Annotated in this window: 13 protein-coding genes; 8 read left to right on the top strand and 5 right to left on the bottom strand. The window is 65.2% G+C overall.

Annotation, left to right across the window (positions count from 1 at the left end):
* Positions 1–83 precede the first annotated feature (83 nt).
* Complete coding sequence (locus NN5_RS12135) at positions 84–1,469, bottom strand: aminotransferase-like domain-containing protein (protein WP_245656442.1); 1,386 nt, start codon at positions 1,467–1,469, stop codon at positions 84–86.
* A gap of 100 nt (positions 1,470–1,569) precedes the next feature.
* On the opposite strand from NN5_RS12135, the gene NN5_RS12130 reads away from it, so the two are divergent.
* Complete coding sequence (locus NN5_RS12130; protein ID WP_067734365.1) at positions 1,570–1,914, top strand: UrcA family protein; 345 nt, start codon at positions 1,570–1,572, stop codon at positions 1,912–1,914.
* A 15-nt stretch (positions 1,915–1,929) separates the two neighbouring features.
* Entirely contained in the window at positions 1,930–2,766 is an 837-nt protein-coding gene (locus NN5_RS12125) for a PhzF family phenazine biosynthesis protein (protein WP_067734364.1), read from the top strand.
* 13 nt (positions 2,767–2,779) lie between these two features.
* Here the strand turns inward: NN5_RS12125 and NN5_RS12120 are convergent, their stop codons facing one another.
* Positions 2,780–3,481, bottom strand: coding sequence for a 2OG-Fe dioxygenase family protein (locus tag NN5_RS12120; RefSeq protein WP_067734363.1), 702 nt, complete (start codon positions 3,479–3,481; stop codon positions 2,780–2,782).
* Between the two features lie 312 nt (positions 3,482–3,793).
* Here NN5_RS12120 and NN5_RS12115 point away from each other — a divergent pair, with 312 nt between their 5' ends.
* The 5 genes from NN5_RS12115 to NN5_RS12095 all read left to right on the top strand — a co-directional run bounded on the left by NN5_RS12115 (position 3,794) and on the right by NN5_RS12095 (position 8,237).
* On the top strand, positions 3,794–5,551 hold the full coding sequence (locus NN5_RS12115) for an ABC transporter ATP-binding protein (protein WP_157081115.1): 1,758 nt from the start codon (positions 3,794–3,796) through the stop codon (positions 5,549–5,551).
* A gap of 125 nt (positions 5,552–5,676) precedes the next feature.
* Entirely contained in the window at positions 5,677–6,573 is an 897-nt protein-coding gene (locus NN5_RS12110; protein ID WP_157081114.1) for an HPr kinase/phosphorylase, read from the top strand.
* On the top strand, positions 6,573–7,514 hold the full coding sequence (locus tag NN5_RS12105) for a sulfotransferase domain-containing protein (RefSeq protein ID WP_067734360.1): 942 nt from the start codon (positions 6,573–6,575) through the stop codon (positions 7,512–7,514). Before NN5_RS12110 ends, NN5_RS12105 begins: the two co-directional genes overlap by 1 nt.
* Positions 7,511–7,774 carry a PqqD family peptide modification chaperone gene (locus tag NN5_RS12100; protein WP_067734359.1) on the top strand — a complete coding sequence of 88 codons (264 nt, stop codon included), beginning with the start codon at positions 7,511–7,513 and terminating at the stop codon, positions 7,772–7,774. The genes NN5_RS12105 and NN5_RS12100 overlap by 4 nt, the downstream gene beginning before the upstream one ends.
* Positions 7,746–8,237, top strand: a complete 492-nt coding sequence (locus NN5_RS12095) for a lasso peptide biosynthesis B2 protein (protein WP_067734358.1) — start codon at positions 7,746–7,748, stop codon at positions 8,235–8,237. Before NN5_RS12100 ends, NN5_RS12095 begins: the two co-directional genes overlap by 29 nt.
* A gap of 571 nt (positions 8,238–8,808) precedes the next feature.
* Here NN5_RS12095 and NN5_RS12090 read toward each other — a convergent pair.
* Entirely contained in the window at positions 8,809–10,722 is a 1,914-nt protein-coding gene (locus NN5_RS12090) for an asparagine synthase-related protein (protein ID WP_067734357.1), read from the bottom strand.
* A gap of 228 nt (positions 10,723–10,950) precedes the next feature.
* On the opposite strand from NN5_RS12090, the gene NN5_RS12085 reads away from it, so the two are divergent.
* On the top strand, positions 10,951–11,220 hold the full coding sequence (locus tag NN5_RS12085) for a hypothetical protein (RefSeq protein ID WP_067734356.1): 270 nt from the start codon (positions 10,951–10,953) through the stop codon (positions 11,218–11,220).
* Positions 11,221–11,229: 9 nt separating this feature from the next.
* Here the strand turns inward: NN5_RS12085 and NN5_RS12080 are convergent, their stop codons facing one another.
* Positions 11,230–12,558, bottom strand: coding sequence for an O-antigen ligase family protein (locus NN5_RS12080; RefSeq protein ID WP_067734355.1), 1,329 nt, complete (start codon positions 12,556–12,558; stop codon positions 11,230–11,232).
* Entirely contained in the window at positions 12,555–13,547 is a 993-nt protein-coding gene (locus NN5_RS12075; RefSeq protein ID WP_067734354.1) for a hypothetical protein, read from the bottom strand. The genes NN5_RS12080 and NN5_RS12075 overlap by 4 nt, the downstream gene beginning before the upstream one ends.
* Between the last annotated feature and the right edge of the window lie 74 nt (positions 13,548–13,621).

The following is a 13,621-nucleotide window of genomic DNA, read 5'->3' as shown; positions in this document are numbered from 1 at the left end:
GACTAGGATGGATGGCCATTCCGCTCAGGCGGCCTGCAAATGGCGATACTTGGAGCTTCCGGTGCTGCGCCTGCAAGCAGGCGTCAGCGGCAGGCTCTTGCGAGGAAGTCACTGACCCGGTCGTTGTCGCTCATCACCACATTGAAGCGCATATAGTCGCTCCACATTCCGTTCGTGCTGAACACGTTGCCGGGTGCCATCACGATGTTCTCCGCCAGCGCGGCGCGGGCAATCTTGGCTGCATCGAGCCCGCCGGGCAGGCGCGCCCAGATGAACAGGCCTGCGGCGGGTTCGATCCAGGGCGTGATGCCGACCTCGCGCAGCCGCGCCATCGTCCGGGCCGTCGCGCGGGCCAGCCGCGATCGCACGCTTTCGATATGGCGGCGGTATCCGCCATCGGTCAGCACCGCGTGCAGGATGTCCGCCGACAGCGGGTTGCCAGACATCGATGTGGCCACGCGCAAGTCCGCCAGCGCCTCGATCCAGTCGGGCCGAGCTGCGATATGGCCGCAGCGGATCGCGGCCGTCACCGATTTCGAGAAACTGCCGATCCGGATCACCCGGTCCAGCCCGTCGAACGCGGCGAGGCGCGGCGAGGGGGTATGCTCGAAATCGGCGAAGATATCATCTTCCACGATCACCAGATCATGCGCATCGGCCAGCTTCAGCAAGTGATGTGCGGTGGCGGCGGACAGTGTCGCGCCGGTCGGATTGTGGCAGGCCGAATTGGTGAGATAGAACCGTGGCCGATGTTCCGTCAGGGCTGCGGCAAAGGCGGCCATGTCCGGTCCGGTGGGCGTCATCGGCACGCCGATCACGTTCGCCCGGTGGGCCCGCAGCAGCGCCAGAAAATTGAAGTAGCAGGGATCGTCGACCAGCACTGTGTCTCCCGGTTCGAGCAGGAAGCGGCTGACGAGATCGAGCGCATGGGTGCTGCTTTCGGTCAGCAGGATCTGGTCCGGGGAGGCCGGTGTGCCCTGTTCGTCGAGCCGCCGGGCGAGCAGGGCGCGCAGCGGCGGCGAGCCCAGTAGCGAGGCATATCCGGTCAAGGGCGCATCGGCATCGCCGCGTGCGGCGGCGCGCAGGGCCTTGCGGATCGGTGCTCCCGCCAGCCAACTGTCGGGCAGCCAGCCGCATCCGGGCTTGAGGGCATCCGGGCGATGCGTGAGTGACTGGCGCAGCATCCACAAGGGATCGACTTCGCGCTCGACCGGCGTGCCGATCCGGTCGAGCGCGAGCGGTGAAAGCGGGGCCGAGACATAGAAGCCGGCCCCGGGACGGGAGCGGATCGCGCCATCCGCTGCCAGCCGGTCGTAGGCTTCGACCACTGTCGATTTCGAATAGCCGGTCATTTCGGCCATGGCGCGCACCGAAGGCAGGCGCGCGCCCGGAGTCAGGTCCCGGCGTTCGATGCGGTCCCGGATCAACTGCATGACTTGTTCGGTGCGGGTGGTATGGACAGATGTCACTGTATTGCTTTCCTGATCGATACAGTTTTTTGAAATTGTATCGATCTGTTCCTGTGTTGGCCAGCGCTTTGCGCGCATTGGGGGCGCACAGGAGGTCATGATGAAGAACTTGCTCTACTCGTCGCCCGCCACGTTTGGTGCTGCCGTTGCCGTGCTCGGCCTGGCCGTGGCAGCTCCGGCAGCCGCGCAGGACCGGATCGGCGTCAACCGGTACGCTGTCACTCTGCAGCCGGTGGACAGGCATCCCGCCACGCCGGAGGCGGCACGGCGCACGCTTGCCCGTATCGGGAAGGCGGCGCTTGCGGTCTGCGGCGCTTCGCCGTTCAGCCTGCGCGAGGTAACGTGGTCCGTTCGCCATTCGGCCTGCTGGCGCGACAGCGTGGCCGATGCCGTGACGCGCATCGATGACCCGCTGCTGACCGCAGCTTACAGCAACACGCACTGATCCTCAGGAGATCGCATGAGCCGTCCTTTCAAACTCGTCGATGTATTCGGCACTGATCCCTTTACCGGAAACCCGCTGGCCGTGGTCAGCGACGCCGAAGGTCTTACGACAGAGGAGATGCAGCGCATCACCCGCTGGCTGAACTTGTCCGAAACCACGTTCCTGCTGCCGCCGGCGCAGGAGGAGGCGGATTACCGCGTGCGGATATTCACGCTTGCGCATGAACTTCCCTTTGCCGGGCATCCCACGCTGGGCACCTGCCACGCCTGGCTGGAAGCGGGCGGTAAGCCGAAGCGCGAGGGCGTGGTCGTGCAGGAATGCGGGGCGGGCCTGATCGAGGTCCGGCAGGGCGCGAACGGCCTTGCCTTCGCCGCGCCGCCGCTGATCCGCGAAGGCGCGGCGTCCGAGGCGGAGATCGCGCAAGTCGCCGCGGCGCTGAGGATCGATCCCGGCGCGATCGTCGAGGCCCAGTGGGTCGACAACGGCCCGGGCTGGATTGCAGTTCTGCTCTCCTCCGCAGAGGCGGTTCTGGCGGTCGAGCCGGTGGGAAGTTCCCCCGAGCGGCTGGATATCGGCATTGTTGGCGCTTATCCGCCCGGCAGCGAGGCGGCGTTCGAACTGCGCGCGCTCTTTACCGGGCAGACGGGCAACCTGATCGAGGACCCGGTGACGGGGAGCCTCAATGCCTCGATCGGACAATGGCTCTTCGCCAGCGGCCGGGCGCAAGGGCATTATGTCGCCGCGCAGGGCACGCGGCTGGGGCGGACCGGCAGAGTCGCCATGTCGCAGGATGCGAACGGGCAGGTCTGGGTCGGCGGGCGGACGCTAACGCTGTTTTCCGGCCAAGGATAACATAGGCCGCCCGTCAGGACGCGGGCGCCTCGGCAAAGGTCAGGACGAGCGTGTCCCGCCATGCGGGCGCGCCGGCCTGCACGGCCTCGACCGGTGACGTGCCATGGCGCACGGCCTTGTCGTCGAGCAGCAGCGCTTCGCCCGGTTCGGACAGCCGGTGTTTCAGCAGGACATGTCCGGACTGGTCCTCGACGCAGGTCTCTCCCCCGGTGAAGCCGCTGCCGCCCATCAGCAGGACCAGCACCCAGTCGCGCCCGTCGCTGTGCATACCTTCGGGCGTCGGCAGGCCCGGCTGATCGGGCCGTGCCTCGATGCGGAATTGATGGGCTTCCACGTTCCAGTGCCGGGGCGTCAGGCAGGCATTCCGCTCGATCAGGGCGACCGTGTCCCGCACCAGCGCCTGAAAGAGCGGTGAGGCGGCGCAATCGCCGGATATGGGCGCGAACCAGCGTTCAACTCCGCCATTGAGCGGGTTGTAATCGCGCTCCTGATAGTGGGGGCGGTGGGAAAGGCGTTCGCACCGGTCCCCCTGCACCTCGAACGCGGCATAGCGCCGGCGCCGGTAGGTGCCGCCATCGGCCATCCACGTGTCCTGCGGCATGTCGTCCCAGCTTTTCGCGAAAGCCTGCCAGCCCGGATTGCCGGAGCTGGCCAGTTTCCCGGCTGGAAGAAGCAGGAGCCCCGGTGCGGCGAGGCAGCCCGAAGTTGTGTTCATCGTATAGCGTTCCGGCGACCCGTGGCATCCTGACGCTGGCTCACGTTTGCACGGTCCGGCGCAGGATGGTCTTGTCAGGGAGGGATGTTTGTTTGCCCTATGCCTAGCCGAGGCGGCAGAGCCGGGCAAGGCGTGCAGAACGCCGCTGTGCTATTGCCCGCATCTTGCCGCGTCCTTAAGCTCGCCGGGTAGCGGAGGGCGTCTTCCGGTCGGTGAAGGAGAGGGCATGAAGGCGGGCGGCGCGCAGGCGAACTTGGAGCAAAAACGTAGTGTCGCCGCGTCCGAACGAGCCGCAATGGCAGGGCAGTGCGCGTGACGGAACCCGGCGATGCACAGGGTCTGACGTTGCGAGCTGCCCTGTCGGCATATTGGGCTTCGCTTCTCGCGCTGGGCCGCGGCCGGCTGCTCTGGACGGGGATGCTGGTCCTGGCGGGCGCGCTGATCGAGGGGATGGGGATCGTCCTCATCGTACCCTTGCTCGAACTTGTGTTTGCCAGTGGTGGCGGTTCGGGGCGCGCCGAACGGTTTGCCGGTTCGGTTATAGAGGCGATTGGCCCCACAGCGGGTCTGGCAGCGCTGCTGGGCATTGCCGCGGTGCTGGTGGCTTTGCGCGGATACATCGCCTGGAAGCGCACCATGGCGCAGACGGGGCTGGCGAACGATCTTGTCGACTCCTGGCGTGAGCGGCTCGTCATGGCGCTGGTACGGGCCAACTGGCGCGAGATTCAGGCACTGATCCGCAGCCAGATGGAATTTACCATCGCCAGCGATGTCGGGCGGGTCTCGATCGGTAGCGATCGGATGCTGCGCGGGGCGGTGAGTGTGGTGCAGATCGTTGTCCTCACAGGCGTGGCTGTCGCGCTCGCGCCACTGCTCTCTGTGGCAATCCTGATCCTGTTGGCGCTTTCCGTGCCGATGGTGCGGCACCTCTCCCGCCGGTCCTTCGCGCATGGCACGATGCTCTCGCGCGAAGGGGCGCGCCGCCATGGCAGTTTCACGGAGCTGCTGGCCGGGATCAAGCTGGCCAAGGCGCACGATGCGGAAGACCGCTACGCCGCCGAATATATCGATGCTTCCCGCGATATCCGCAGGCAAGTGCTGGGCTATACTGCCGAGAGGACCCGGGCCGCCCAGTTGTTCCGGGCCGCCGGTGCGATTTTCGCCGGGCTCGTTCTGATCGTGGGGCTGCATGTATTTCATACGGCTCCGGCAGTGCTGTCGGCGCTTCTGGCGCTGATGGTGCGGCTGACGGGGCCGGTCATGCAGCTGGCGCAGGGCTTCGAAGCCATGACGAGTATGCTTCCCGCGGTCGTGAATATCGTATCGCTCGAACAGCGGCTTGCCGGCACCGACGGCGCCAAGGCCCCGCCCGCCCGGTCGGCGCCGCCGCTGCGTGATCGCGCGGGGAAAGGCGCCGAAGTGCGATTGAGCAGTGTCCACTATGCGCATGATCCGCGCGGCGGAGAGGTGCTGCGCGGTGTCGATCTGACGATCGGCCGGGGGGAGCTGGTGGCGCTGCATGGACGGTCGGGAGCCGGGAAAACCACGCTGGCCGACATCGCCATTGGCCTTTACGCGCCCCGGCACGGACAGCTTCTGGTCGATGGGAAGGCGGTGTCCGGCGCAGAGGGTATGCGGGCTTGGCGCCGGGAAATCGCCTATGTGCCTCAGGACCCGTTCCTGTTCGATCGTTCGCTGGGCGAGAACTTGCGCTGGTCTGCTCCCGATGCGGACGATGATGAGGTGTTCGCCGCGCTCGAAGCGGCAGAGGCGATGCCGTTCGTGTCTGCCTTGCCGGAGGGGCTGGCGACCCGCGCCGGGGACCGGGGCAGCCGCTTTTCGGGTGGGGAGCGCCAGCGGCTGTGTCTGGCGCGGGCCCTGCTGCGCCGGCCCCGCTTTCTCGTGCTTGACGAACCGACCAGCGCGCTCGATAGCGATACGGAAGAGCGGTTGTTCCAGACTTTGGAGAAATTGCGCGGCAGTACTTCTATATTACTCATTGCGCACCGCCTGCCCATCGACCTTGCGTTCGACCGCAGGTATTCGCTGAATAACGGACTGGTGTCTTGATTTACTTGTGCGAATGATACGAAGTTCCCGCAAGGGTGTCCGGTATTGATGATCGCGGCGGAGTCTGGGCTTCGCGGAGGGGTAAAGCGAAGATTATGGCGAGCTACCGTATTTCCGGATTGTCCGTGCGCAGTGAAATCGCGCTTCACGGCCTGATGGCTTGCGACGGACCGGAAAACGCAGCCCCCGATGTTACGATCGTTCGTGGTGAAGTTCCCGATGCGTTTGACGACGCGCAGGTTCTCGGACCGAACTGGGCATTGGCTCAGGATCGTTTCCGGATCGGGATTCCCGGTGTCGTGTCCATGTTGCTGACCGGAGGGCGTGAGTTGCGGTTTTGCCCCGCCCCCGGTGTCAGTGACGAGGAGGCTGCGATTTTCGTGGCCAGCACGGGGTTCGGTATTCTGCTCCACCAGCGAGGGCACCCCTTGCTGCATGCCAGCGCGGCCAGAGTCGGGGATGCAGCCGTCCTGTTCTGCGGCCCTTCAGGGGCAGGCAAGTCGACGTTGGCCGCGGCGCTGGGCGAACGCGGCCATGCGCTGGTTGCCGATGACTTCTGCGCCATTTCGCTGCGCGAAGGGCGGCCGTGGATTGCGCCTGATGCGCGCAAGCACAAGCTTTGGCGGCAGGCGATCGATGCCATGGCACTGGGCGGAAGATCGGGGGCGCCGGTGCGCAACCGGATCGAGAAATATTTCGTCGATCCCCGCGAGATTGTCGAAACGCCTTTGCCGGTCGCGGCCATCTATGCGCTGCGCGAACAGCGCCCGCCCCATTCGCCGGGCATTACTGCGCCCAACATCGTCGATGCCGCGCTGATCGTCCGGACCAATGCTTACCGGCCCCGGCTGGTGCGGGCTTTCGGCCAGCAACCGCTCTACTTCAAGGCGGCGGCGGCGCTCGCGCAGCGTGCCGGGGTCTATTACCTGACCCGGCCCTTGTCTTTCGCCGATATGGACAAGACGGCTGACCGGCTCGCGGACCATTGGGCGTCGCTCGGCCTGCTCGATCGGGCCGCGTGATGCGCTGGATCTGGCTCGCATCCTATCCCAAGTCGGGAAATACGTGGCTGCGCCTGCTGATCGCCAATCTCGGACGCGAGGAGCCGGCCGATATCAATGCCATTCCCGAGAGTGCAGGCATTGCCAGTTCCCGGGAGTGGTTCGATTCGTCGATGCTGTTCGCTTCCGGATTGCTGACGTACGATGAGTGCGACCGGCTGCGCCCGATGGTCTATGAGGCCAAGCGGGAAGAGTTCGAGGACTGCGTGGATCTGGACGAGGACAATGAGGAGGGCGGCGATGATGTCGCCAGCCGTGTCGGTCAGGTCCATTTCGTCAAGTCGCATGACGCCTGGACTGTCAATCCGGACGGCCGGCCCCTGCTTGGCGGCAGCCGTGTGGCCGACGCGGCGATCCTGATCGTGCGCGATCCACGTGACGTCGCACCTTCTCTGGCGAACCACAATGGTTCGACGATCGATGGGGCTGTTGATCTCATGGGTCAGCAGGATGGCGCGTTTTGCGGGCAGCCCCGGCGTCAGGCGATCCAGCTTCGCCAGCAGTTGCTGAGCTGGTCGGCCTTCAATGCCAGTTGGCTCGATCAGCGCGATGTCCCCGTGCAGTGCGTGCGCTATGAGGATCTCTACACGGATACGGCGGCGACACTTGGCAAGGTTCTGGCTTTCGCGGGCGTCGAAGTCAGCGAAGAAGATGTGGCCCGTGCAGTGCGCTTTGCCGCCTTTTCCGAACTCACGGCGCAGGAGCAGGCCAAGGGCTTTCGCGAGGCGCCGCCGTCGCGCGGCAAGCGCAGCTTCTTTCGCCGGGGGATCGCCGGCGGTTGGGCCGACGAGTTGACGGCGGAACAGGTAGAACGCATTGAACAGGATCATGCGCCGATGATGGAGCGGCTGGGCTATGCCTTGTCCGCCGCAGGCGCGACGGAGGAAAGGCGGGCAGAGTGATCAGTCGGCATGGGGATTGGCTCAGCGCACGCGTCGGTGATGAAATCATGATGATGAGCGCGGCGCACGGCGTTTATCTCGGGCTCAACGAGGTTGGGGCACGGATCTGGGATCTGATCGAGACGCCCCAGCCGCGCGAAGCGCTTTATGCGGCGCTGCAGGGAGAGTTCGAGGTTGATGCCGAGACCTGCCGGTCCGAGGTCGATGACTTTCTTGAGGAACTCCTGCGCCGTGGCGCGGCGGTCAGCGATCCGGGCTAAGGGGCTGCGCCTGCTGCGGGCGGGGCTGCGTAACCAGGCTCTGGCCGCCGAGGCGGTGGTCAGCCTGCTTGTGGCGAGCATCGCCTCGCGGTGCGTGCCTTTCGACCGGTTGTCGCGGGGCTTCGGGGATTTCGTGCCGCCGGATTCCATTCCCGCAGAATGCAGCGCGGTTCTGGAGCCGGAACAATGGCGCCGCGCGTGCGCGATCGGCTGGGCCGTGCGCAGGGCAGCGCCGCTCATGCCGTTCCGGGCGGTCTGCCTGCAGCAGGCGATGGCGGCGCAGGCCATGCTGGCGCGGCGCGGCATTGGCAGTGTCATGCGTTTTGGAGCGGCGCGCGGCGAAACCCGCCCGGTCGATGCACATGCATGGCTCGATGCCGGGAATGTGCGGCTGACGGGGTATCCGGTGCCGCCGGGCCTGGTGGAACTCGGCTGCTTTGTGCCCCGGCGAAACCGGCCCTGAAGGATTTCCGGCGTCGATCCGGGACGTTCGGCTCGCTGTCATGGCGGCCGCTGTCACTTTGTGAAGCAGGAGGTGCTCCAAGGTGTCAGACTCGTAACCAGGACTGTTCCGGCGATGCTCCCTAGGAAGGGGCTGATATTGCCGGGCGGTTGAATTAAAAAATGTTCACACTGAGCTGATGTGAGGGGGAATCGCTCTGCACAATTCTCGATTTGAAGGGGGAAATTGAGAATTGTGACGATATGTATGGTTGCCTTAACCTAAGTGTCTATAATCCATATCGAAGGATTATTTTTTGATTATTGCCCGGAAATTTGGCATAGGGGGCTGCGGTATGAGGAAAGGCAAAGGTTCTCCGGCATGAAGACAGCGCCAAAAGAGGGCTCGAAGAAGCCGTGGGTCGCGCCGAGGATCATCGTCTCCGAGATGGTGCGGAATACGGCAAAGAACTATACGTCAAGTATTGACCGTCCAAGCCCCCTCCGTCCTTCGACTAACAACTATGCTTCCGGTTCCTAGCATCGGATTTGGGCGAAGAAGGAATCCTTCCGTCTTCACGTCGGTAGCGGTTTCAGCGGTTCGTGCCGTCCAGCCATAGTTTGTAGCGTACCGCTACCAGCGCCCGTACCGCGCTGAGGAGGCGGTCGTGGCCCATCCGGCTGTGTTCGTCAGCCGAGGCGATCAATCGCTCTGCTTTCGTCAGATCGACATAAGCGGAGATCCGTCCATCGTGATCCATGGCCCGCGCTGTTTCCAGCAAGGCGGGGGCGGCGGCCTGGGCGAAGCGGAAATAGTCAGGGCCCGGAGTGGTATTGCCGCCGGTATGGGCAAGCAGGGCAGCCGGCAGGCGGTTGGCGAAAACCGTGCGGGGCAGCCAGCGATCGATCCCGTCGCGAAACAGCAGGCTGTCTGGCAATGCCAGTCCCAGTTCGACTACGCGCCTGTCGTGAAACGGATAGGAGTAATCCAGTCCCAGGCGGCCAGCCGCAGCCACTCCGGGCAGTTGCGCAATGCCGATCGATTCGACTGTATCGCGAAGCGTGTCGCGCCAGCGCGCAGCTAAGCGGCGGCCGGTCCTCACGCGCGCATCGTCGATTTCTCCCTCTGCCAGCAGCCGTTCGGCCAGACTGCTTGCGATCGGTGTATGGCTCCATGCGGGGCCGGCACCGAAGCGCCGGCGCTGTTGCCGCCGTTGCCACGATAACGGCACCAGTGAGCCGGCGATATGCTGGCTCCAGATCCGGCGCAGCGACCGGCCGGAGCGCTGGCGGTATAGCATGGCTTCACGGGTGAAACGCAGCCAGTGCCCCGTGCGCAGCCATTTTCCGAGCATCCAGCGTGCGCGCGGGTGAACGGTGTAGTCGCCGCCCATCCCGGTCATCAGCAGCCTTGCGCCGCACGCCGATGCGGTCTGTGCCAATTCGCCCTGCCAGGGCTGGGTCAGGCCAATGCTGCCGAATTCCGCGAAATAGGCTTCGGGGTTCGTCCAGAGAGGATTGTCCTGGTGGGTATGCAGATGGATTTCCAGCCAGGGGCAATCGCGCCAGGCTTCGACCGCGGCACGCGCGTCCTCCAGCCCTGGGCGGGTTTCTCCCGGAGGCAGTACACTGCTGAGTGCAATGACCTTGTGCCCTCGCGCCTGAGCGATGGGGCCTGCAATCGCGGCGACGAGGCCGCTGTCGAAAGCGCCGCTGAACAGCAGCGCGGGCGGGGTTTCCAGCCGGCGCACCCGGCATGAGACCGCTTCGGTCAGCACGCGCTCGTAGGTTTCGCGATAATAGGTCTCGTCGCGCCCGATATGCTCGGCGGCGGCCTGCGGTTGCCAGTAGCGATGTGTGCGGATGGCGCCATCGGCCTCGACGATGAGGAGGGTGGAGCGTTCGATGTAGTGCAGGCCTTTGAATGGTTCGATGCGGTCGCGTGGAAGCAGGCACAAGGTAATCAGGCGGCCGAGCGATGCCTCGCTGTAGCACCGCGGAATATCCGGGAGTTGCCACAAGGCTTCCGGTTCGCGCGCAAAGGCGAAGAAGTCTTCCGCCTTGTGCCAATAGACCCCCCGCTGTCCCATGTGATCGCGGGCGAGGAGCAGCCGGCGTTGCGGCGCATCCCATATCGCGATGACGAAATCGCCTAGCAGGTGAGCGGCAAAGTCCTCTCCCCAGCGGCGGTAGGCCGGAGCCACGAAAGCGCTGTCGGGCCAGTTCGCTGTGCCTTCGAGGCCGAGTTCAGCCGCGAGTTCCTCGCGATTGTCGAGGCGCAGGTCGGCGACGATCGAAAGCCGGCTTTCGTGGTCGTGCAGCGGCTGTGCCTCGAAGCGGTCTTCGCGATTCACGATCAGAAGGTTGTGGCCCAGGCCGATGCTGTCGTGCGACAGTGTCTCGCTGGCATCGGGGCCAAAGGCGCGCAATGCCGCCCCCATCCGTTTGAGATCGCCGGGGGCGACGCTGGCGCCATCGAAGCGCAACAGGCCCCATATTGCGCTCATCTACTGCCTTTCGTGCTCATGGTCTGCCAGGGAAGCTCTGAATCGCGGCCGTTTTTCTCAATTCTGGCGTGGCTGGAATGGTGAAGGGCAGGGGGCTGCTTGCTCGCGACTGTATGGGGACATATGGGAACTGGCTTGAGTAGCCCCATTTTCTTGATTTTCGAAGGCGAGTGTGCCAATAAGCCGGAGTCTATACAGTCCCGGTTTGGTAGCGTTTCGGAGGAAACCATGACATTCGGCAAAACTATCGCTGTTGTCGCAGCTCTGGGGCTGATCGCTTCACCGGCGCTGGGCGCCAGCGGTGCCCTTGGCAAGCTTCCTGCCCGCGTGAGCCATTTTGTCGCCGATGACGGCAATGGCGGCGGTTCTGACGGCAACGGCGGAGGCGGCAGGTTGGGCGGCTGGATGCCGATCGCGCTGTTGGGCGCGGCCGGACTGGGGCTCACCGTGGCGTTCGCAACGGGCGGGTCGGGCAACCATCCGCCTGTCAGCCCCTGATCCGGCATTTCAGGATTTTCCTGCAGGCGCCGCCGATGACGCCTGTTCTTCGTTTGACATGATCGCAACCATGGTTGCGGCAAGGCCGGCCAGAGCAGCTGTGCGCAGCGGGTAGTCTACCAGACTGTGCAGTAACTCGACCGCGAGGACAATCGGTGGCGCCAGCATGAGCGGTGGCGTCGCCGGGCAAAACCAGAGGCGGCCTGCGAGCCGTGCGAACCAGAAGACAAACACGCCCATGGCTGCCGCGCCAAACAGGCCGGTCTCGACGATCAGTTCCAGCCAGTCGTTGTGCAAGTGGTTCACGTAAGTCGCGCTTACCAGCGCCGGGTCTTCGAACCAGGGATAGAGGGTGGGCAGCGTTCCCAGTCCTGAACCGAACGGTGCGAACTTGCCCGCGATCGCGAGGCCCTTCACAAGGAAATCCTTCCGGCTGAGTCCCGCAATCGCCGTATCGCCGCCCAGATCGTTGGCGAAGGGGCCGAAGGCGGCAATGGCCAGACACAGGATAGCAAGGGCCACGGCGAGCACTGTCACGGCCCGGTTGGCCCGCCAGTCCGGGTGCGCGATCAGGATCAGGGCAATCGTGACGGGGGCAAGCAGCCCGAGACAGGCCAGCGATCCGTTGATGAGCAGTCCTGCAAAGTAGAAAGCCGGCAGGGCCACGATCGCGATGGCAGATAGTGTCCTGCGGCCATCTCGCGCCTGCCGCTGCTCCAGCAGGAGAGCGCTGCCCAGCACGATGGCGGCAAGCAGCAGATTGCTCTGGTGGTTGCTGTTCGCGAAAAAGCCCGGCCCCCGGCCAAAGTTGGTGATCTCGTAAACGTAGAAGCGCCCCGTCATCCATTGGGCCATGCCGAGCAGCAGCGAAATCGCCGAGGCCACCAGAACCACCCCTGTTACATAGCGCAAGGCGGGCGCGCCGGGCGCTCGCATGGCCAGGAACAGCGCGGCTGCGGGGATCAGCCATGCGAGCGATCCGAGACTGGAGAGAGGGGCGAGGGAAAGCGTCAGCCAGGGGCGCGGCTCGCCGAGCAGGTCGAAGCCGTGCGCCACCGCTTCGCGTCCGGGCATTCGCGTCCAGAGGGAAGGGGGAAGCGGTAGGAACTGGACAACGGCCAGCAGGACACCGAGCAGGAGGGCTGTCCCGAGCAATCTGCCGAGGCGCTGTTCCGCCCGGTCAAGAAGCGACCAGCCGGCGAGCAATGCGCCGCTGACCTGCAGCAGGAAATTCGCCGCATAGCCCGCCGCGCTCGCCCCGCCGAGCACCAGTGTGAGGAACAAGTAGGCCAGTGTCGCCCAGGCCCTGGGCTGCAGATCGCGGGCAGGCCGGATCATGAGGCGGCCCGTGTAACGTGGATGGAAAAGGCGCGCGCGTGCATGTCCTTCAGGTCGTCCGATGGCCCGGTTTCGATCTGCAGCCGCTGTCCTGCGCAATCGCTGCGGGGAACCACGGCGTCGAGCGATATCGTGCGACGCGAACCGGCGTTGCCTCCGAGCACTGCGGAGGCAAGGGGCTGCCCGCTGTCCTGGCAGCGCAGGGCAAGGGCGATGCCGCCGTTCGCATGGTCGATGATCTCGTAGTCGAGCGTTATCCGCCAAGGGCCGGGGGCGAGGAGAAGGAGCTGGTCCGCAAGAACGCCGGATTGCTGGCCGAAGGCCACGAGTTCCAGGCCATCCGGCGTCCGGTCGGCGGCTCCGGCGTCGCCGGAGGTGAAGCGCCAGGAGAACGGGCCTTCGGGCGTGTTCCCCGAAAAGTCAGGGTCGCGAAGCGGCGGGGCGGGGGGCAATGTGCCGGACCAGAGCGCATAAGCGCGCCGGTATTCCCCGCCGTCGGCCAGAATGCCGATGGCCGCGGCCCGGACTGGGGCAATGTCGAAGGCCTTTGGCGGCATATGCCGGATGAGGGTCACGGCCGGTGCCTTGTCCGGGCTTTGCGTCAGATGCGAGAGGATGGGAACGAAAAGTTCGGGGTGCTTGCCGAAGGCTTCGGCAACGGCGCGTGCGCGCGACGGGGAAACGATCTGGCTCGCCAGTTTCGCAAGAACCTCGTCCGTGAGCGGCGCATCCAGCCGGCGGAGGATCGCGAGCTGATCGACGGCAGCCGGCATCCGGCCACTCCGGACGAGGTTCTGGATCAGCGCGAGACGGAGCTCTGGCGCACGCGGATCGCGGTGAATGGCCTCTTGCAGAAGTTCGGCGCGCCGCTGTCCTTTCGCACTGCCGGCAGCGGCGAAGAACGGTTGCGCGGCAAGGGGGCGCCACGCGAGCATGGCATTGGTATCGAGGTTTCGTGCGGCAGCTCCGGCCACGGCCAAGGCGAGCATGGCACAGGACGTCCCTATGGCAAGCAGTGTGGGTTTCAGGGAGTGTGGCCTTGATGACGTCCCGCTCCAGGGCA

Source organism: Novosphingobium naphthalenivorans NBRC 102051, from assembly GCF_001590985.1.
Lineage (GTDB): Bacteria > Pseudomonadota > Alphaproteobacteria > Sphingomonadales > Sphingomonadaceae > Novosphingobium > Novosphingobium naphthalenivorans.
The sequence above is the reverse complement of the archived record's forward strand: the minus strand, read 5'-3'. Positions and strand labels throughout refer to the sequence as shown.